The 18,427-nt window shown below is 47.5% G+C and carries 20 protein-coding genes; 8 read left to right on the forward strand and 12 right to left on the reverse strand.

The genetic code is table 11. The features are described 5' to 3' along the window. On the forward strand, positions 1 to 256 hold a 256-nt coding region (locus tag H595_RS22090), incomplete at its 5' end, for an ATP-binding protein (RefSeq protein WP_027672348.1). Between the two features lie 53 nt (positions 257 to 309). On the opposite strand, the gene H595_RS0110940 is transcribed toward H595_RS22090, so the two are convergent. Then, positions 310 to 621, reverse strand: coding sequence for a hypothetical protein (locus H595_RS0110940; RefSeq protein ID WP_027671261.1), 312 nt, complete (start codon positions 619 to 621; stop codon positions 310 to 312). A gap of 168 nt (positions 622 to 789) precedes the next feature. Between H595_RS0110940 and H595_RS0110945 the strand changes: the two genes are divergently transcribed. Next, positions 790 to 1,485 (forward strand): 2OG-Fe(II) oxygenase, encoded by a 696-nt coding sequence (locus H595_RS0110945; protein ID WP_027671262.1) that lies wholly within the window; start codon positions 790 to 792, stop codon positions 1,483 to 1,485. Positions 1,486 to 1,697: 212 nt separating this feature from the next. Here the strand turns inward: H595_RS0110945 and H595_RS24120 are convergent, their stop codons facing one another. The 10 genes from H595_RS24120 to H595_RS0110995 all read right to left on the reverse strand — a co-directional run bounded on the left by H595_RS24120 (position 1,698) and on the right by H595_RS0110995 (position 12,169). Further along, a complete protein-coding gene (locus H595_RS24120) occupies positions 1,698 to 1,862 on the reverse strand; it encodes a hypothetical protein (RefSeq protein WP_156885963.1) in 165 nt (54 codons plus the stop codon). A 10-nt stretch (positions 1,863 to 1,872) separates the two neighbouring features. After that, positions 1,873 to 2,355 carry a hypothetical protein gene (locus H595_RS0110955; protein ID WP_027671263.1) on the reverse strand — a complete coding sequence of 161 codons (483 nt, stop codon included), beginning with the start codon at positions 2,353 to 2,355 and terminating at the stop codon, positions 1,873 to 1,875. Continuing rightward, positions 2,348 to 2,833, reverse strand: a complete 486-nt coding sequence (locus H595_RS0110960; protein ID WP_027671264.1) for a toxin-antitoxin system HicB family antitoxin — start codon at positions 2,831 to 2,833, stop codon at positions 2,348 to 2,350. Before H595_RS0110960 ends, H595_RS0110955 begins: the two co-directional genes overlap by 8 nt. Positions 2,834 to 2,868: 35 nt before the next feature. Next, the gene (locus H595_RS0110965) at positions 2,869 to 3,141 is read right to left on the reverse strand and encodes a type II toxin-antitoxin system HicA family toxin (protein ID WP_027671265.1); all 273 of its coding nucleotides are present in this window, start codon (positions 3,139 to 3,141) and stop codon (positions 2,869 to 2,871) included. A gap of 178 nt (positions 3,142 to 3,319) precedes the next feature. Continuing rightward, complete coding sequence (locus H595_RS24590) at positions 3,320 to 3,559, reverse strand: type I restriction enzyme endonuclease domain-containing protein (RefSeq protein WP_027671266.1); 240 nt, start codon at positions 3,557 to 3,559, stop codon at positions 3,320 to 3,322. Then, positions 3,556 to 5,154 carry a type I restriction-modification system subunit M gene (locus H595_RS0110975; protein ID WP_027671267.1) on the reverse strand — a complete coding sequence of 533 codons (1,599 nt, stop codon included), beginning with the start codon at positions 5,152 to 5,154 and terminating at the stop codon, positions 3,556 to 3,558. Before H595_RS0110975 ends, H595_RS24590 begins: the two co-directional genes overlap by 4 nt. 92 nt (positions 5,155 to 5,246) lie before the next feature. Beyond that, positions 5,247 to 6,245 (reverse strand): PDDEXK nuclease domain-containing protein, encoded by a 999-nt coding sequence (locus H595_RS0110980; RefSeq protein WP_027671268.1) that lies wholly within the window; start codon positions 6,243 to 6,245, stop codon positions 5,247 to 5,249. A gap of 3 nt (positions 6,246 to 6,248) precedes the next feature. After that, on the reverse strand, positions 6,249 to 7,565 hold the full coding sequence (locus H595_RS22095; RefSeq protein ID WP_205623211.1) for an ATP-binding protein: 1,317 nt from the start codon (positions 7,563 to 7,565) through the stop codon (positions 6,249 to 6,251). A 58-nt stretch (positions 7,566 to 7,623) separates the two neighbouring features. Then, positions 7,624 to 8,907 (reverse strand): restriction endonuclease subunit S, encoded by a 1,284-nt coding sequence (locus H595_RS0110990; RefSeq protein ID WP_051219838.1) that lies wholly within the window; start codon positions 8,905 to 8,907, stop codon positions 7,624 to 7,626. Then, on the reverse strand, positions 8,900 to 12,169 hold the full coding sequence (locus H595_RS0110995; RefSeq protein WP_240474877.1) for a type I restriction endonuclease subunit R: 3,270 nt from the start codon (positions 12,167 to 12,169) through the stop codon (positions 8,900 to 8,902). Before H595_RS0110995 ends, H595_RS0110990 begins: the two co-directional genes overlap by 8 nt. A gap of 167 nt (positions 12,170 to 12,336) precedes the next feature. On the opposite strand from H595_RS0110995, the gene H595_RS0111000 reads away from it, so the two are divergent. The 3 genes from H595_RS0111000 (at position 12,337) to H595_RS0111010 (ending at position 13,499) form a co-directional block, all read left to right on the forward strand. Continuing rightward, complete coding sequence (locus tag H595_RS0111000) at positions 12,337 to 12,525, forward strand: hypothetical protein (RefSeq protein WP_027671271.1); 189 nt, start codon at positions 12,337 to 12,339, stop codon at positions 12,523 to 12,525. A gap of 198 nt (positions 12,526 to 12,723) precedes the next feature. Then, positions 12,724 to 13,254 carry a hypothetical protein gene (locus H595_RS22100; RefSeq protein WP_051219839.1) on the forward strand — a complete coding sequence of 177 codons (531 nt, stop codon included), beginning with the start codon at positions 12,724 to 12,726 and terminating at the stop codon, positions 13,252 to 13,254. Then, positions 13,251 to 13,499 carry a hypothetical protein gene (locus H595_RS0111010; RefSeq protein WP_027671272.1) on the forward strand — a complete coding sequence of 83 codons (249 nt, stop codon included), beginning with the start codon at positions 13,251 to 13,253 and terminating at the stop codon, positions 13,497 to 13,499. The genes H595_RS22100 and H595_RS0111010 overlap by 4 nt, the downstream gene beginning before the upstream one ends. 908 nt (positions 13,500 to 14,407) lie before the next feature. Here H595_RS0111010 and H595_RS0111015 read toward each other — a convergent pair. Then, positions 14,408 to 15,052, reverse strand: a complete 645-nt coding sequence (locus H595_RS0111015) for an XRE family transcriptional regulator (protein ID WP_027671273.1) — start codon at positions 15,050 to 15,052, stop codon at positions 14,408 to 14,410. Positions 15,053 to 15,198: 146 nt separating this feature from the next. Here H595_RS0111015 and H595_RS22105 point away from each other — a divergent pair, with 146 nt between their 5' ends. Genes H595_RS22105 through H595_RS0111030 form a run of 3 tightly spaced genes read left to right on the forward strand, consistent with a single transcriptional unit; the run spans position 15,199 to position 18,413 of the window. After that, complete coding sequence (locus H595_RS22105) at positions 15,199 to 15,501, forward strand: helix-turn-helix domain-containing protein (protein WP_084153579.1); 303 nt, start codon at positions 15,199 to 15,201, stop codon at positions 15,499 to 15,501. Then, positions 15,498 to 17,693 carry a Mu transposase C-terminal domain-containing protein gene (locus H595_RS0111025; RefSeq protein ID WP_027671274.1) on the forward strand — a complete coding sequence of 732 codons (2,196 nt, stop codon included), beginning with the start codon at positions 15,498 to 15,500 and terminating at the stop codon, positions 17,691 to 17,693. Before H595_RS22105 ends, H595_RS0111025 begins: the two co-directional genes overlap by 4 nt. A gap of 12 nt (positions 17,694 to 17,705) precedes the next feature. Continuing rightward, positions 17,706 to 18,413 carry an AAA family ATPase gene (locus tag H595_RS0111030; RefSeq protein ID WP_027671275.1) on the forward strand — a complete coding sequence of 236 codons (708 nt, stop codon included), beginning with the start codon at positions 17,706 to 17,708 and terminating at the stop codon, positions 18,411 to 18,413. The last annotated feature ends 14 nt before the right edge of the window (positions 18,414 to 18,427 follow it).

Here is an 18,427-nt window from a genome sequence, read left to right on the forward strand (position 1 = left end):
GTTTGGTCGGGATGAAGCCAATCTGTTCTTTAACGTGATAGCGAAACGCTATGAACAAGGCAGTGTTATTGTGACCAGTAACCTGCCATTCTCGCAATGGTCAACGGCATTCGCTGATGATCAAACCTTAACTGCGGCATTGCTGGACAGGCTGTTACATCATGCGCATATCGTACAAATCAGCGGAAATAGTTATAGGTTAAAAGGCAAAAGAACAGCGGGTGTCATACCGGCAGCAGAAAGTACGTTAAGTTGAAAAGAAGCCAGGGGTGGGTCAAATTTAGATTACCGTTTTAAGCGGTAAGTGGGTCAAAATTGGATTGCCGTTGACACCAGCACCTGAATACGATAAGCCGTAGTGTCAGTTTCTGGTTTAACCCATAACTCCAGCACGCCCATCTCACCTAAGGCCACTTTACTAAACAACACGTTAATGCCTGGCTTACAGCGCAATGCTGTTGCACCAGAGCGCGGCACTGCAAATACCGTTTGGCAATCTCCTAGCTGTTGCCAGTGCTGCTCACTGCTTTGTTCAAAATCTTCATGTAGGACAACAGAAAACGATTGCGCAGCAGCCATAGGCAGCCACACAGCACACAATAACGCAATAAAATTACGCATCGACACTCCGGAGCGGGAACTTAGGTTATACCACCGGCTGGCGGTTGGAGGAAAGCGTGGTTATTTTATCAGCTGGTATAACAAAAAAGCAAAAATCCTGCACTGAAGTTTAGAGATTTTGTTTTACTATACGCCGACATTATTTAATCCCAGATGTGAGTTATTGTAGTGTGGCTAAATGAACTACAAGTTAACGATGCTGCACTGCGCGCGTATCGAAAAGCATTACGGCTCTCTAGCCCCAATCATGTGGTTATTGATAATTTATTTGATAACAGCCAACTCGATGCAGTCATTAGCGTTTTGCAGCAACAACATAATTGGACAACGCAAAAGCACAGTTACTTTGCGCTCTATGTTGATAATGCCAAATGGCAAAAAACCCCTCAGACGCAACGCTTTGTAAAGCGGGATCTTTGGCAACGTGCTGCCAGCAAGACAGTTCCCGCTACTTCCACTATCGCCGATGATTTTTTGACTTTTTTGCGTGGCGATGAATTTATGGCGCTATTATCACGTATCTTCAAAGTGTCACTAACCGACATCAATGTGGCCAAGCCTGACATTAATACCAACTACTTTCGCTTAGCCGCCACCGACTTCGTCAATCAACATGCTGATGACTCGCCAGGCAGAGAAGTTTGTATGCTGCTGTATTTAAATAAACACTGGCACCATGATAACGGTGGTGAATTAGTGTTTAGGGGCACAGCGGACACACCCGTCACTATCGCACCGTTACACAACCGCTGCGTGTTGTTTAATCCGGCATCGCCTGGCGCTGAACATTGGATAAAAGCACTGACAACAAAAAATACACCGCACTACCGCTATAACGTTACCAGTTGGTATTGGTCTGAGTAATATCGGTTGTTTAAATTTGGTCATTTTAGTTCAGGGTTCTCATCAAATCCTCGATCTCTGCCGCTTTAAAACAAAAACCCCGAGCTTTTGGCTCGGGGTTTTTGTTTTAATCTGGCGGGAGAGAGTCACTTAAATAGAGAAGCTAGTGCACTGTTTAAATTGAATTTTCTACATAGACAGGTCATATGAAACCCCCAAATAAACCCCGTAAACTAGCGTTTCTGTCCGCTTTTCGCTGATTGCTCCATCACTTTACGCTGAGCATTGTTAGCTTGCTGCAGTACAGATAAAAACACTTCTCGTTTTTGAGCTTCAGTCGCGTAGCGAAAAAAATCAGATATAAACCCAAACTCAGCTTTTGATTCTTTATCAACCAAAATATCCGCCTTACTCCCGAGAAGTAAATTGCCTTACGGGTAAAGCAACTTTGGGAAGATTTAAACGTGTACAAGTTGACATCAAATATTCTCGCCAGTACGGCCAGACATGAAAACTTGCATTTTCGACAGCGAATGCAGTAAGCGCCTCTTCATCAGTCTCAGCAAAATCTGGACTCAACATATACTCAGCAACAAAGGTTGCCTCGATTTGCGCAAATATAGCATCGGGTTCTGAATCAGATTCTCCAGCTATAAGGCGACAACCAACCTTGATATAAACAGCAAAGAAGTTTTTTACATTTGCTTCTACTTCTTCACTAATTCCAAATACTTCTGACTTTTCAACACCAGTCATGAACTGATAAACAAGAGAAGTTTCACCAGGCCGTTTGGGATCCCAGCCGTCTTTAGTGAAAAACTCCGAATGCTTCAAATATACATCGTGTACAGCAAGCCCTTTGATTGCCCTTTGCAGTGCTTCTTTAGCCATAACATACTTCCGGCTCAGCTGCTTTAAGTACTGTACTTAAGTCCACTCGACGGTTATAAGCTATACGGTTACCTGTTTCTATCGGTACAACTTTTGCCGCAAACGCTTGATATGGAGTAGCTTGTTTATGATTAAATGCTCCGAGTGCATGAGATAAACAATTAACAATTAATTGATTTAGACTTACTTCTTCATCTTCAGCCCACTGTGAATATGCCCTATGCATACTCTTTGGCATTCTAAGCGTGACTCTTCCACTAAAATCGTCTGCGACTTCCATCGGCACAGGAAGAGACTTATTTTTTTCTTTGAAAATCGTAATTGTTGTCTCAATAGCATCTACTGCAAGTGCATAAGCCTCATCAGATGAATCAGCATATTCAGTTAGATGTGGAAACTCACGCACTTTTGCTTCGAAGCACTCCTCACCTTCGAAAACTCCTTTACGGACAGTGATACTGTAATTTTGTGCGTCCATTGACCTTCTCCTGTTTACCTAACTTTAACCTAACTCTATTGGCTAAGTTCTTCAGAATACTGTTCTAATATTTTTTTAATGTTTTTGATATATGCCGGTTTGATTTGTGGGTTTTTGCCGTGATCACAATTAAAAGAACCTGAATAAAAGTCCTGCAGTCGGTCATGAAAAAAAACCTTATGGCCACCGCGTTTTCCGTCTTTTACTTCAAAGCCCAAGCTCTCAAGTGCTTGCACCACGTCTTTACAACGCAAAGTCGAGCCGCTTTGAAACAAGCTTAGAACATCCTTAAAATTTTCTCTACTCATTGTGACACCATATATAGTGTCACAGTTCCAAGGTGCGCAGTATTATACTTTTCGCTCAAACTTGCAACGATTTTCAAATTTGTGTGCTCCCATTCACTTTCGTAAGATTGAATCTGCGTTGATACCAATTTTATCAAACCCACTCCTCTCCCAGCGCCTCTGCTTGCTGCAGTACCAACTACACGGCGTCTTCGGCCATATCTGGCGGATATTTGTATTTGCGTAATATGCGCTTCACCATTAAGCGCAGGCTGGCACGCACGCTTTCGCGTTTACTCCAGTCGATGCTGATGTTCTTGCGCAGGTTGTCGGTTAGCTCATGGGCGACATCATCCAGCAAGCCGATGTTGGGTTTATCTAAACCTACTGCATCAACTATATCGATTACCTGATCTGGCAGCATTACATTATTATTCACGGTAATGGCGGTAAACCAAGCTCTTTAAGAAACGCATTGTGTTTATCCCGTGCGTCCTTAGTGCTCTTTTCCAGTGCGACTAACTCATCATTAACTGCTTGTAGATCTATTTCCTTCTCTGCTACCGCCGTGCTGATGTAGCGCGAAATGTTAAGATTGAAATCATTCTTTTCGATTTCAGTCATCTCTACCCGGCGTGAGTAGCGGTCCTCTTCCTTGCGGAATTGGTAGGTCTCGATGATCTTAGCAATGTGCTTGTCCGTGAGTTGATTCTGCCGCTTGCCCTTTTCAAAGTGCTCGGCGGCGTTGATGAACAGCACGTCGTCGGGCTTTTTACATTTTTTAAGCACCAAAATGCACACCGGGATACCTGTGGAGTAGAACAGGTTCGCAGGCAAGCCGATAACGGTGTCAATGTGGCCGTCTTTTAGCAACTTGGTGCGAATGCGCTCTTCGGCCCCGCCACGGAACAGCACGCCGTGTGGCAAAATAATTGCCATCACGCCTTCGTCTTTGAGGAAGTGAAAGCCATGCAGTAAAAAGGCGAAATCAGCGGCAGATTTAGGTGCCAGGCCATAGTTCTTGAAGCGCACGTCGTCGCCCATTGCTTCCGTCGGTTCCCAGCGGTAGCTGAAAGGCGGATTGGCCACAATGGCGTCGAAGCTGGGCTTCTTGGCCGGGTTCAGTTCGCGCAGTATGTCCCAATCGTTGGCCAGGGTATCGCCGTGGTAGATCTCGAACTCGGTGTCCTTCACCCCATGCAGCAGCATGTTCATCCGCGCTAAGTTATAGGTGGTGATGTTCTTTTCCTGGCCGTAAATCTTGCCAATGCCATGCGGCCCCATGCGTTTGCGCACGTTAAGCAGCAACGAGCCAGAGCCAGAGGCGAAGTCGAGCACACTGGCCAGGCGCTCTTTTTTACCCGTAGCGGGTTCCTGGCTATCAAGGGTAACAATGGCTGATAAGATGTCGGAAATCTGCTGCGGGGTGTAAAACTCGCCTGCTTTCTTGCCGGAGCCGGCGGCAAACTGGCCGATCAGGTATTCGTAGGCGTCACCCAGCGCATCTATGTCGGTGGAGAACTCATTCAGCCCTTTGGCGATCTCCGCGATGATGCGGCACAACGTAGCGTTGCGATCTTCGTATTTGCGACCGAGTTTATCCGAGCCAAGGTTGATTTCCGAGAACAAGCCGCTAAAGGTGCTCTCGAAAGATTCGTTTTCAATGTATTTGAAACCCGCCTGCAAGGTGCTGAGCAATTCGCCATTCTGGGTGCGGGCAAGGTTGGCGATGCTGTTCCAAAGGTGCGGCGGCTGAATAACGTAATGCACCTTGCGGCGCATTTGTTTCTCAAACTCGGTGATGTCGTCCGGGTTGTTGGCATACCACAGTGCCAGCGGTACACGGCGGTCGTCTGCGTCGAGCGTCGGGTAGTCTTTTCCCAGTTCCTTTTTTGCTGCAGCCTCGTAATTATCCGACAGGTAGCGCAGGAACAAAAAGGATAGCATGTAGTCGCGAAAATCGTCCGCGTTCATTGCGCCGCGCAATTGGTCGGCGATGGCCCAGAGGGTTTTACCTAGTTTGGTGTCGTTCATATATTCTTCTTTTTACCTTGTGTCTTGGGTAACTTTTTCAGTACCCGTTGAAATCGCTTTCCAGTTGATCGGCGCGTGCAATTCGAGCCACTTCATGTGCCCCCCTTAATCAAGCGCTTTTCCCGCTCAATTTCAGCAACTAGCTCGGCTTCAGTGGGCAATATGCGCTGGTATTTTGAGGCAAAAAGTTGTTTGCTATCCTCAATTACCGAATATTTGACGACAGTTTCATCCTTGCTATCGCAAAGAATGATACCAATAGTGGGGTTGTCGTCTTCACCGCGTTTGAGGTCGTCAAACATGCGCACATACATGTCCATCTGGCCAATATCCTGATGGCTGAGCTTGCCGGTTTTCAGGTCGATAATAACAAAGCACTTGAGCAAATAATTGTAGAAAACCAGGTCGATAAAAAAGTGGCTGGTTTCCGTGCTAATGCGCATTTGCCGGGCAACAAACGAAAACCCCTTGCCCAGTTCCAGCAGGAACTTTTGCAACTCGTCAATAATTGCCTGCTCTAACTGGCTTTCTTTTACTTGCCCCACCTCTGGTAACTGCAAAAACTCCAGCACGTAGGGGTCTTTGATAAAATCGCCCAGCGCATTGCCATGGACCAGTTTGTCCTCTGCGCCACCCTGCGAAGAAAGCAAACGCTGATAGCTGTGGGTCTGAATATTGCGCTCGAGTTGTCTGACGCTCCACTGCTGCGCTGCACCTTCCGTCAGGTAATAGTCTCTGGCCTTGGGGTCATCCAGCCGCATGATGAGACGGTTATGGCTCCAGCTCAATTTGCTACACAGTGTGTAGCAAATTGCCTGATCGGGATAGGTAAGATAAAACTGGCGGAAATTACGCAGATTGGCATAGGAAAACCCTTTGCCGAAACTCGCACTAAGCGCTTTGGACAAATTTTCCAGTAAGCGTGCACCATACTCCGCTTTATGTTGTCCGCGCTGTTCCTCTTCAACAATCCGTCGGCCAATAAGCCAGTAGGCTTCTACCATGGCGGCATTCACCGCCGAGCATGCCTTACCTCTGGCCTGTTCAAGGATGTTTTTAATGTCGGCGTGAAATAGAGTCAATTCGCTCATGCGTTAACCACCTCCGGTGATGGAAAAAGCTGCTGCATCAGCACTTTCTTGTGAGATTTGAAGGCCTCCAGGTTGCAGATGGTGACTGGGGGATGCAACCTGTAAGGGGGCAGCCGAAACTTGCGCTGTTGCCAAAACATTTGGCAGATTAAACTGAAACTTGGTGGTGAAGTCCTCGATAATCCGCTGAAAGAGTTCTTTATCATTGCCTTCTATTACCATTGGTTCAAAAAGCGAATGCCTGCCATGACTATGAAGGTTAAGAGCGCGAGCAAACAAGTCCTTATCCACGCTACTTCCAATGCAATCGGTGAAGTCCTTTTTCCCAAAAAAAATCGCTGTCTTTTCAAGAATACTGCGGAGCATGTTGAAGTGATAACCGTAGAGAACGCCAGAATCAGCGGCAGCAGCATTAATCAACTCACTCAGAAGTGCGACGTGGTGGAAAAATGGAGTGTCGTCAGTTGCTCTAAGGGTATATTCCGAACTGGAAACCAAGCGATGCAGGAAGTAACTAATGCATTTCGATGATTTCAGCTCGTTGACAATAACATTGAAGAACAGAGCATGATGAGAAGATACAATCACTCTAATTGGTGACTTTTCACGATGTTCTTCTTGCGTAAGAGAACTGTCCGATATTGGAGCTGATTTGGTACGGTCCTTCGCCTTGCGAAGGAGATGTGCTAAATCACACGCTACTGAAATAATGTTGTTGTCATCCAGCGAGGAAACAGGATCATCAATGTAGACATACTTTACCCATATGAAGGATCTTTCGTTACTTAGGACTTGTTTAAATATGGCGAGAAAAACGCTCCAAACAAAAATTCGCTCTTCCCCTCGCGATATTTTGATGCATCTGTCGCCATCCTTTGCTTTGAACTGAATGTATTTTGGCCTAGATTCCACCTCGGCTCCAAATCTACGGTAGAGATAGTGCAAAGGCGATGAAGGCTTAGTCATTTCAGCAACTTCCTCGGCGGTATACCGTATTACTTCGAACCGTGCAGAACTGTATTTCTGAAAATACTCCTCGATACTCTCTTCAAGATCGAGATCATTGAAACCATCGATAAAGCTCGAGTTGGAATTAACCAAAAGCCGTGGTTCCAGATCATTTTCAAGATCGTTATCCCAATAAAATAAGTCCTCAGTAAATGCGTTAAAATAAAGGGTATCCCGTTCAATAACTCTTCTCTCAGAATCGAGAATCTTACCTTTGTTTTTGAATTCCGTTGATAGACGAGTCTTCCCTGTGCCATTGTGGGCGAAAAGCATTACAAAATCACGGTCTCCACTACGAAAATCATCACGCAATCGCGTAACAACCTTTCGAAGTGTAGAGCACCTATGTACCTTCGGCTGTCCACTCATTTTAAACTCCTTCCATAGATGGAAAAAGCTGTTGCATTAGCGCTCTCTTATGCGTCTTGATGGCTTCAAGCTTTTTGGTTTCGGCAGTGATAAAAGCGTCGAGGCTGCCCAAGCAAGAGGCAATATGCTGTTGTTCAGGGAGCTTGGGGACGAAAATCCGCACTGAAGAGAACAGGCTTTTGTTGATGATGGGGACAGCTTGCCTTCCAGCAAGCATTGCGATTCGCTCAGAGGCTAACGAAAGCGCAAAGTAAACGAAACCACCCGAGTGCTTGGAGCTGGGAATGACCGCGTTGATCTGCTGGTTCGTCGCACAGTCGTAAACGTTCTGTGCCACCTTCCCAATCGTGGAGCCAATGGATACAAAAAGAACACTGCCTGCTCTGATGTGCCGAGTCTCTGCAAAGCCTTCTGTGGTCAAAGTGGTCTTTGTTTGCTCTACAAAGCGCATGTCTGAGATGTCCGCTGGCGAAACGAAAGAGATGCCGCCTCCATAGAATAATGCCTGCGCAGTGCTGGGAGTGCTTCCTGTGACTACCCTCCCGAAATCGCCAATAGACTGATTCACCCACTCCCCGGCGTTTTGGAATTCGGGGAAGCGGAGGCGGGGTTGGGTTTCGCCTTCGCGGGGAAAAAGCTGCTGCATCAGCCCTTTTTTATGGCTCTTGAGCACGTCCAGTTTTCGGGCTTGGGCGGTCATTAGCTCGTCCACGGAGCTCAGGCACTCGGCGATTTTTTGTTGTTCGTCTGCTGAAGACACGGGCAAAGGCATTGCCATAAAGTCGTCGCTTGATATGGCCATCCTATCGTGACGTGCACCCGTGCTAGATGCCTGCCGCATGTAGGTATGCCAACCCGTAGTTTTGAAAAAATGTTCGTAAAAGTCGTTCCTTTCGTCTTTGAATTTAAAGACCGTATAAAGGGGGGACATTACGCCCGTGCCAATTTTGTTCTTTGATATAGGGCCAACGGGTGCTGTTGACGATATGCGTGGGTTGTAGACGTAGCTACCCAGTTCAACAACAAAATAGCCCTCAAGTTTACCTTGTGTAGCAATGTCCTTATCAAAGAAATCTCGTTGATCTACTACGCCAAACTCAGCTGAATTAGTCAGAACACGATCAATTTTTTCGTCTCGGTTTTTCTGCTTCGCACGAATCGCTAAAAGATATAGAGGGATATGTTTCCACTCTGGCGCATCCCGAAACTCCGGAAACCGCAGCTTAGGCACCAATACAGGTTTGCCGTCTTCCATCGTGGCGGTGGTTATTGTTGTATTACTCATACGCACTAAGTCCTGAAATATCGCGGCCTTGGGCGCGCTTGGTGAGTAGCGGATGCAGGTCTGCCATTAGCGCAAGCTCAGCCTGGGTGCGGGCTTTCCAGCCGAGCTCCAGCGGGGCCATCAGGTCGCTTAAGTGATCGCCGTCGAAAATCATCCGTTGCAAGATGCCGTCGACAAAGCTTTGCAGGGCGGCAGTTTCGAGGCCGTGCTTGCTGGCGATGCTCGCCAGTTCAGCAGCGTCTTTTTGTGCCTTAAAGCGGGTGTAGCCGTCACGGATGGCTTGTTCGCTCAGGCCCTCGCCTGCTTTTAGGGTAGCGATGTAGGCTGCAATGTCCTCTCGCTCGTTAATAAACTTGGCATCCGATTGGATGAGGCCAATGAGCTGCTCGCGGCTCATCGTCGATTTGCCGGGGCCTTTGGCCGAGAACTTGGTGATAAGGCCCATGATGTAGTCGTAATCAATCAGTGAGGAGGCAAACAGCACGAACTCGAAATCGAGCTGATCTACATTGTCCGACGTAGGGTTGTCCGGCGTGGGTTTATCGCTGCCTTTACCCTGCTGGGCCTGTTGTTTAAGCCGCTGGGCGGTTTCAAGGTAGGCACCACGAAAGCCAAGCAGGTTTTCCTTCGGGATAATCTGCTCAATGGCGGCGGCGTTATCGTCGGTTAAGTCGGTGTATTGGTCGAGCTGAGTTTTAAGGCGCTGCACTTCCTTGAAGTGGTTGATGAAGGCAGCGCGGGCTTCGTCTCCCTTCAGGTTGTGCACGGCCTCGGGGGCGGTGTCCAAACCTTGGGATTTCATGAAAGCGTCAAGCTTTTGCACGGCCGCATCCAGTTTTTCGATAACCACCGGAGCTTTATCCACCAGCCAGATTTCACGGGCTTGCTCGCCGGAACTTTCGCCGGAGAACAGCGCGATAGCGGCATCGACGTTATCCTGCTGCTGGCGGAAATCGAGGATGTTGCCGAATGGTTTTGTGCCGTTTGGCTTCTTATCCTCTGCCTGAATACTGTTGAGCACGCGATTGGTACGCGAGAAGGCCTGAATTAAACCGTGATGCTTGAGGTTTTTATCCACGTAGAGCGTGTTCAGGTATTTGGAGTCAAAACCGGTGAGCAGCATGTCGACCACAATGGTGATATCGATTTTCTGCGCATGCGGATGATCGCTATTGGGCCATTGCTGGTCTTTAATGCGCTTTTGCACATCCTGATAGTAAAGATCGAACTCGCTTATGCTGTGGTTGGTACCGTAGCGGCTGTTATAGTCGGCAAGGATGGCTTTAAGCGCCGCTTTTTTCTGCTCCGGCTCAACGGCGTTGTCTTCTTTCTCCTGCGGCAAATCTTCCTGAATTTGTTTTACATCGGCATCGCCCTCGGCGGGCGGCGAGAAAACGCAGGCGATATTCAACGGCTGGAAGTCAGCGTTAGCGGCCTGCTTTTCTGCTTGCACGGTCTTGAATAGCGCGTGGTATTCAATAGCGTCGTTAATAGAAGCGGTGGCAAGCACGGCATTGAAACGGCGCTGGCCGGTAGCGGCGTCGTGCTTGGCCAGAATGGCTTCGATAACGGCGCGTTTGGCGATGGCCTCGCCGGGCTTGGGCAGCGTTTTGCCTTCCTCGACCTTGGGCTTGAAGTAATCCACATGGAAGCGCAACACATTGCCATCTTCAATGGCGTGGGTAATGGTGTAGGCGTGAAGACGCTTTTGGAACAGGTCTTCGGTGGTCATCATGGATGCCACCTCGCCGTCGATCATTACCCGACTGGCATTACCGTTTTTTCCTCCAAAGATGGGGGTACCAGTAAAGCCAAACAGCTGGGCTTTTGGAAAGAACGCTTTAATCGCCTTGTGGTTCTCGCCAAACTGAGAGCGGTGGCATTCGTCAAAGATAAAGACAATACGTTTGTCGCGCAGCGGCTCTAGCTGCTCTTTGTAGGTGGCTTGGCCGCTTTTGGCGCGCAGCTGGTTGCGCTTGCTGTTTTCATCCAGCGCCAGGCCAAGTTTTTGAATGGTGGTAACAATCACCTTGTCGGCGTAGTCGTCTGACAGCAGGCGACGCACCAGCGCGGCGGTATTAGTGTTTTCCTCGACGCAGCCTTCCTGAAACTTGTTGAATTCCTCACGGGTTTGTCGATCGAGGTCTTTGCGGTCGACAACAAACAGGCATTTTTCAATGTCGGGGTTGTCTTTGAGCAGCGTAGAGGCCTTGAAGGACGTCAGCGTTTTGCCGCTGCCGGTTGTATGCCAAATGTAACCATTGCCGCAGTTCTGGTGGATACTGTCAACGATCTGTTTCACCGCATAAACCTGATACGGACGCATCATCATCAGCTTTTGCTCGCTGGCGATCAGCACCATGTAGCGGCTGATAGTCTGGCCGAGGGTGCATTTAACAAGGAAGGTCTCGGCAAAACTGTCGAGGTGCGTGATCTTGTTGTTCTTCTCATCGGCAAACTGATAAATGGGCAAGAAGCGCTCGTCAGCATTGAAGGCGAAGTGACGGGCGTTGTTATTGGCGAAATACCAGGTATTGGTGCGGTTGCTAACGATAAAGAGCTGAAGGAAGCACAGCAGCGTTCTGGTGTAGCCATTGCCTGGGTCGTTCTTATACTCGACGATTTGCTCCATGGCCCGCCGTGGGCTGACGGTGAGGGTTTTCAGCTCGATCTGTACGCAAGGCACACCATTGATGAGCAAGATGACATCGTAACGATGGTGGCTGTAATCGGAGTTGATGCGCAGCTGGTTGATCACCTCAAAGGTGTTTTTGCACCAGTCTTTAATGTTGACCAGGGTGTAGTTCAGCGGCGTGCCGTCGTCACGGGTAAAGCTGTTGCGCTCACGCAAGGTGCGCGCGGCGGTAAACACATCGGGGGTGACAATCTCTTCAAGCAATCGTGAGAATTCGCTATCGGTAAGCCGCACGCGGTTGAGGGCCTCGAACTTCTCGCGGAAGTTCTGCTCCAACGCAGCGCGGTCGCGGATGTCTTTACGGTATTCATATTTAAGGCTTTGAAGTTTACCGATAAAGCCGTATTCGATGCTATCTTCCCGCACACCGGAACTCGGGTTAGCAGAGGGCTTGCTGTAGCTGCCTTCAATTTCTGGCAATTTGTCCGTGACGCCTTGTTCGATTTTTTTTTCGGTCATTTTAATATCCATTAATAACCAGGCCTTGCGACAAACATAAACAAATAAATCATTTTGAAATGTTCTCGGCTTGCGCAGCGATAAAGCATTAACTTTAATTAAGCCCACATTAACAAGCCAGCTTAAATGATATTTTTAAATATTTCCGGCAAAGGTGCCCTTTTCATACCGGTAATTTAACGCATTTAGAAACAAAGGGGTAGCGCTGATTAGCCTTAGTTAAACCCTGTTATACCGGCAAACTTGCTACACTTTATCCAGGAATGGGAGGTGTGATGACAATACATATTACTTATGAAGAGCGCATGGCATATATGCATGCACTGAAAACCCGCCAGGCTACGCCGGCATCCAGCGCTGCCTTTCGCAAGATACTGCAGCATGCAGTGCATGTTGCTAATGCAACATACAACGCTGTGCAGCTGGAACTGTTTAACGAATTGCCGAGTGAAAAACGCGTTTAAAAGTCTAGTTTTGACTGGTTAAGCACTTAAGTACTTTAACGTCCTTAACCAGGTATTCGCTGCTTTAATACCCGCACCAGCTTTTTATGTTCAACCGCTCTGATGCCTGCTGATTTTTATTATACAGCTTTGTTTTTCGCTTGATCACCCCACTCCAAAAAGTTACTATTTTTTAACTTTAAATTACACGGATGAAACATGAAACAAGCAAGCCACCAACTGGCCGATAGCACTTACGCGCAGTTAAGAGAACAGAGCCGCGCACAAGCGGCATCAAAGATGCCATTACGTTTACAAGAATCAGTAAAACTTGATGATATTACCGGCCGTACTATTGCTCAGTTATCCCGCTGGGAAGCGCATCCTGATCGCCGGGTAATGTGGTCCTGGCCGCACTGGGCCAGCCGTTATGCCGCGATTTATCCAAAGCGCTTTGAACTGGCAATTTGGTTTCATAGTATGCTGTGCAGTGTATCTTTGGGCCGACCAACCTGGGGAGCGGGAAAATTACGATTAGATTTTATTGAATCTTCCCCTGAGAAAACACCACTAACTGGCAATACAGCACAATTAACGGTAATCGCAGCAGAAGCCTATGCTATTAATATAGGAGCGCAACAGGTGCGAATTATGAATCCGATAAATAACAAAGTTAGGTCACACTATGAGTCACTTGGCTATTTATACGTTGGTGGCAAAAGCAATTTTTGCACTAAGGATTTGATATGAACAAGCGAACTGACAGGCCAGAACCCGGCACGCCAGAATTTGATAAATGGCTTGGCGACTATATTGCCAAGCGTTTTAAAGAATTTGAGAATGTACCAGAGTTAGATCAAGTAGGTATTTTATCGGGAAGTCTGGAAAATTTTACCCAAACCGATGCAGAAGCTTTTCCTGATGAGCCGGAAGAATACATGCCGCACGAGCGGGTGAAGCTTGTGGTAGATAACAGCGATAAAGAAGACAAGTAAGATGTTAGAACCGAAGGGTTCTCATAAAATCCTCGATTTCATTTATCTGGCCGAGAGAGGGATTATTCCGGGCTTCCTGCCCTCCACCCCTTTGGGGCCGCACTAATGTAAGTGATCTAATAGAGTGAGAAACAGGGAACAAATGAAATTTGGCGGGAATAACTGGGAAGCCAATAGGAATAAGGGTTTCATAAAAAAAGCGGAAAAATGTCGATACCTATCAGTTTGAGAATTTAGCAAGTCCACGCCACAAACCACCCTACTACTGAGAACATCAGGCCAAGCCAACCAGGTTAAAACAAAAATCCCCCGCAAAGCCCGTTTAAATATGGGTTAAAGGGTGATAGCCCACTGTTTAATGCAAGCTGAAACCATATCAAGCCGATCCGGCTTTATCTCTGAAAGTCGGATCACCGATCCAACTTAACCACGTTTCGATCCAACTTCGCTGCAGGTCAATGAGTTCATAGCATGTAGCCTAATTCGTCAAACATTCTCAATTTTTAAAGTCGGATCATCTATTGTGCTTCGTGATCCGACTTCCTACAATCAACCACTGTATATTAAACCAGTATTTAAAAATGCCTACTCTTCTAATTAGACACGGCTATGGCACCAGGCATGTGAGCGAACGGCATAAGGAGTTGGTACCTATTGCCAGGAAAAACGGCCAGCAGCATTACGCTAAGTTTGGGTGCTTTATAGAGCAGTCGGAATCTTTGGTTTGGTCCAAGCTTGCAGGACTTAAAAAGGTGAAAATAAACAATGTGTTTGGGTTTGGATCTAAAGATGGTTACTTAGATGTGCAGTACATTGGCCCTAATGCTGTGGCGCTTGGTTATTACTTGAGTAAAACCGATACGGTATCAGTACCGCTGTTTAATCGCTTTCCGCTGGTATGGTGCGATTTACCTATAGCTGAGAACACAAACAACACGGCCCAGAATAGTAATGTGGTCGATTTGTTCCCTGGGAACCGTAAGTGGAGTGATACCTGATTTTTCGCTAGACAAAATCATGGAGCCTCCCAGGCCAATCTGTAAACGCCAAACGGCGGCACCATTTCCTATGTCGACTACATAGAGCTCGCCATCTTGAACTGTCTTATCTTCCTTGTTAAGCAAAATTACCTGTTCTGGGTTTTCTATGTGATGCCTGGTATCTACTACCAGTAATGCCGATGAAGGCACTTTATGAGGCAATAAGCTAACATCTATTTTTATGTATCTATTCGAGCCAAATAGAGGGAGGCTGACAGTTTCGGGAGCACTATCCACCCTATGTTCAGTCAGCAAGTCACTTACCATTAACTGGCTTTTTTCTACTATTCTACCTAACTTACCGGCAAGCAATCGCTTATTAACCAGGTCAGAAAAACAATGGCCTGTCTCGAGGGCCAAGGCGGCCAAATAATCTATATCAGGTAAGCGCCCCTCGAGTTCATAACTTCTGATCGTATTAACGTGCAACTGAGTTTTCTCTGCCATGTCTTTACGAGTAAGGACGTTATCCCTTATTTGCAGTATGTAACTTCCAAACTCAATCATATCCATATTCGCACCTAAAAAAATACATTTATTTGTACTTTTAAATCAATAACCTATCGAAATACACACATTTAAGTATATTCGACCCCTTGCCAAATACATTTTTATGTATTTAAAATGTATGCATGACGACATTTTAAAGGGCAAAAAAAATGGCCAATTTGGACTGGCACAATGCAAAAATTATCGCAGAGCTAAAGATACGCGCAAAAAAATCTCTTCGTCAATTATCCGAAGAGAACAAGCTATCTCCAGGCACTCTGTCTCAAGCTTTACAGCGTCCCTATCCCAATGCTGAGCGCATTATTGCGGCTGCTATTAGTATCGATCCAAAAACTATCTGGCCATCACGATACAACAGCGACGGTACAAGCTCGCGTCGTAAAGGCAAACGAAGCATATCAAAAAAACATCCTATTGATATAGCAAAAGAATACGAAGGTGACAAAGAATGATCCAGGCGTTCACTGCAAAACAAATTGCAGCGGCCCTGAACGTCGCTGACAGAACAGTACGTATTCGCGCTAACAAAGAAGAATGGGCGCACGAACTGCGATCAGGCCGGGGCGGCCAAATCCCGCACTACCTGATCACAGGCTTACCTGATGATGTACGAATAGCGCTTATTGCTAAACCCACTTCGGCACCGCAGACGGTAACAGCAGAGCATAAGGCCAAAGCAGTCGCGGCAAACATCGTGAACCGCAACGAGCTAACCAAAGCCGTTAACCAGGAGCGTAAACAAAACGCCCTGCAAAACATGGCAGGCCTTAATGGCTCAGCGAAAGACCGGGCAGAAGCTGCGTTTGCAATCCTGACTGCAGCGCGTCATTTCCATAGCAGTACAGACCTGCCAAAAGTTAAAGCCTGGCGCTTATTCTGCCTGCAGTACAACAACGGTTTAACGCCGGTACCGGAACACATATATGCCTTAAAACCCAGCATCGGTTTTAGCACTTTAACCCGCTGGGAAGCCGAGTACGAAAAGAACGGCCTGGGAGCCTTAGCCGGTAACTACGGCAAAAACAAAGGCAATGGCCTTATTGATTCCACACCGGAAATTAAAACCTTCTGCCTGGCTCTGATCCACGAATACCCGCATATCAAAGGCGAAGCCCTGCACGAAGCGTTGCAAACTGAATTCGGTGGGGATTACAGCGTACCGGCTGCAGCGACTTGTCGCGTCTGGCTGAAACGCTGGAAAGACGAGAACCAGGAATTGTTCATGTCGTTGGTCGACCCCAGCGGTTGGCAGAATAAACGTATGGTTGCCTTCGGTAACAAGGCATTCTCCGTATCGCGCATCAACCAATTATGGGAGTTCGACAGTACCCCGGCTGACGTCATGTTAAAAGATGGCCGCTACAGCATAGTGGGTGTTATTGACGTCTTTACCCGCCGCGTTAGGTGTATATTGCGGCCCACTTCAAACGCTGCCGCTATCTCTTTATTAATTCGCGAAACCATACTGGATTGGGGCTTGCCTGAAATAGCCCGCACCGATAACGGTTCGGACTACACAAGTAATCATATCAGCAGCGTGTGGGATGCCCTGGGTATCGAGCACGACATTACCAACCCGTATTCAGGCTGGGAAAAACCGTTTATTGAACGCTTTTTCCGTACATTCAGCCACGGCATAGCCGAGCTCTGCCAGGGGTACATTGGCCACAACGTAGCCGATCGGCAAAAGATAAATGCCCGTTTAACCTTTGAACAAAGGCTGTTAGAGCGCCGCAAAAAAGGCGAAGACAAAATCGCCCTGAATGTTAATCTTACTGCCGAGCAGTTCGAAGCATTCATCAACCAATGGGTAAACGACCACTATCACCACGCCCGACATAGCACGCTTAAATGCAGCCCGTTTGAACAGTTTATCAATCACCAGCAGCAAATTCGCCGCCTGGATAATAAGCACGTACTCGACATATTGCTGGCTCCGGTACCAGGTAACAAAGGCTATCGCACTGTTACCAAGTCAGACGGCATTAGTGTTGAGGGTGGTAGTTATGTGCATGCTGAGCTGGGTGCTTATATCGGTGAGCGTGTTTACTGCCGCTGGAACCCGAAAGATATAGGCAAAATCTACGTATTCCATGCGCTTAAACATCACTTTATTTGTGAGGCTGTTAACCCTGAAATTGCTGGTAACGGCTTAGAGCTACAAGACATTGCCCTCCAAGCCCGTGCTATCCAGCGACAGCAGCAGCGCGAACGCCGTGCCGAGTTTAAAAAGGCCATTAAACAACACCAGGTAGGTGATATTGCCCAGCGCATTTTAAACGCTAAAACAGAGCAAAACGGCAACCTTGCTGCCCTGCCCAAACGCAGTGAGCAGGTATCAAACAACCTAACTCAAGCCGCATTTGCTGCCATTGAGGCAAGCAAAACGCCGGCAACCGGTTACACCGAGCAACAGCTAAACGCCTTTGAACAACGCCGCCAGCAACTGGAAGCGTTAGAGCGCAAAGACAATGCCCCGGTATTCACTAGCGACGCCCACAAAGCCCGCTACCTGACAGAAATGAGCATTACCACCGAGTTACCACCCGTCGAAAAAGCTTGGCTACACGCCTATCGCAGCCGCAGCAAAGTCGCTGCGCGCGTACTCGACGAAATTTTAAATAGCAAAAAAGCCACTAAGTAACGGAGATACACCATGAAAACAGCAGTAGCAAAAACAAAAAACGTGTTAGCCGCATTCGACGCTTACCAGCACCTAAGTGAGGCAGCACTTAACAACACGCCCAGCATAGCAATGTTTACCGGCCAGGCGGGCTTAGGAAAAACAACCGCTGGCAGTTACCTGTTTGTCCAGGCAGATGGCATTCTGGTGCGTTGTCTAAAGTCCGACACCCTTGGCACATTTTTAGAGCGTTTATCTCAGGAGCTCGGTTTAGATCAACGTGCCCGCAAAGCAGACATGCTTAAGTTTATCGTTCACGAATTAGCCGTAACCGGAAAACCACTGTTCATTGACGAATGCGACTACATCGCCGAGCGTCAGGACGTGCTGGAAACTATCCGCGATATCTACGACCTGGCTAACGTGCCAATCATCCTGATCGGCTACAACCAGCTGCCTAAAAAGGTAAAGCGCTTAGAGCAGCTGTACAGCCGCATTTCCCAGCATATTGAATTTCAGCCGGCCGACCTGGACGACATAACCACCATGGCCAGCGAACTGGTAACAGACACCGCCATTAATCCGGACTTACTGGCCGAGCTGCTGCACGCATCCAAAGGCAATTTCCGTCGCATCCATACCGGTTTAAACACTATCGAAGCATTTGCCCGTTCCAACGCTATGCCCAGCATTAATGTTGTTCAGTGGGGCGAACAGCAATTCTTCCCTAGCGTTAATTAGTAACGGAATCGCAG

It is taken from the genome of Rheinheimera baltica DSM 14885 (assembly GCF_000425345.1).
Lineage (GTDB): Bacteria > Pseudomonadota > Gammaproteobacteria > Enterobacterales > Alteromonadaceae > Alishewanella > Alishewanella baltica.

Excerpts from the sequence above, each read along its gene's own strand:
- H595_RS0110975 (WP_027671267.1), bottom strand. The coding sequence starts at position 5,154 with ATGAACGACACCAAACTAGGTAAAACCCTCTGGGCCATCGCCGACCAA.
- H595_RS0110955 (WP_027671263.1), bottom strand. The coding sequence starts at position 2,355 with ATGGCTAAAGAAGCACTGCAAAGGGCAATCAAAGGGCTTGCTGTACAC.
- H595_RS0111015 (WP_027671273.1), bottom strand. The coding sequence starts at position 15,052 with ATGGATATGATTGAGTTTGGAAGTTACATACTGCAAATAAGGGATAAC.
- H595_RS0111025 (WP_027671274.1), top strand. The coding sequence starts at position 15,498 with ATGATCCAGGCGTTCACTGCAAAACAAATTGCAGCGGCCCTGAACGTC.
- H595_RS0110940 (WP_027671261.1), bottom strand. The coding sequence starts at position 621 with ATGCGTAATTTTATTGCGTTATTGTGTGCTGTGTGGCTGCCTATGGCT.
- H595_RS0110965 (WP_027671265.1), bottom strand. The coding sequence starts at position 3,141 with ATGAGTAGAGAAAATTTTAAGGATGTTCTAAGCTTGTTTCAAAGCGGC.
- H595_RS0110990 (WP_051219838.1), bottom strand. The coding sequence starts at position 8,907 with ATGAGTAATACAACAATAACCACCGCCACGATGGAAGACGGCAAACCT.
- H595_RS0110980 (WP_027671268.1), bottom strand. The coding sequence starts at position 6,245 with ATGAGCGAATTGACTCTATTTCACGCCGACATTAAAAACATCCTTGAA.
- H595_RS22105 (WP_084153579.1), top strand. The coding sequence starts at position 15,199 with ATGGCCAATTTGGACTGGCACAATGCAAAAATTATCGCAGAGCTAAAG.
- H595_RS0110960 (WP_027671264.1), bottom strand. The coding sequence starts at position 2,833 with ATGGACGCACAAAATTACAGTATCACTGTCCGTAAAGGAGTTTTCGAA.
- H595_RS0111000 (WP_027671271.1), top strand. The coding sequence starts at position 12,337 with ATGACAATACATATTACTTATGAAGAGCGCATGGCATATATGCATGCA.
- H595_RS0111010 (WP_027671272.1), top strand. The coding sequence starts at position 13,251 with ATGAACAAGCGAACTGACAGGCCAGAACCCGGCACGCCAGAATTTGAT.
- H595_RS0111030 (WP_027671275.1), top strand. The coding sequence starts at position 17,706 with ATGAAAACAGCAGTAGCAAAAACAAAAAACGTGTTAGCCGCATTCGAC.
- H595_RS22100 (WP_051219839.1), top strand. The coding sequence starts at position 12,724 with ATGAAACAAGCAAGCCACCAACTGGCCGATAGCACTTACGCGCAGTTA.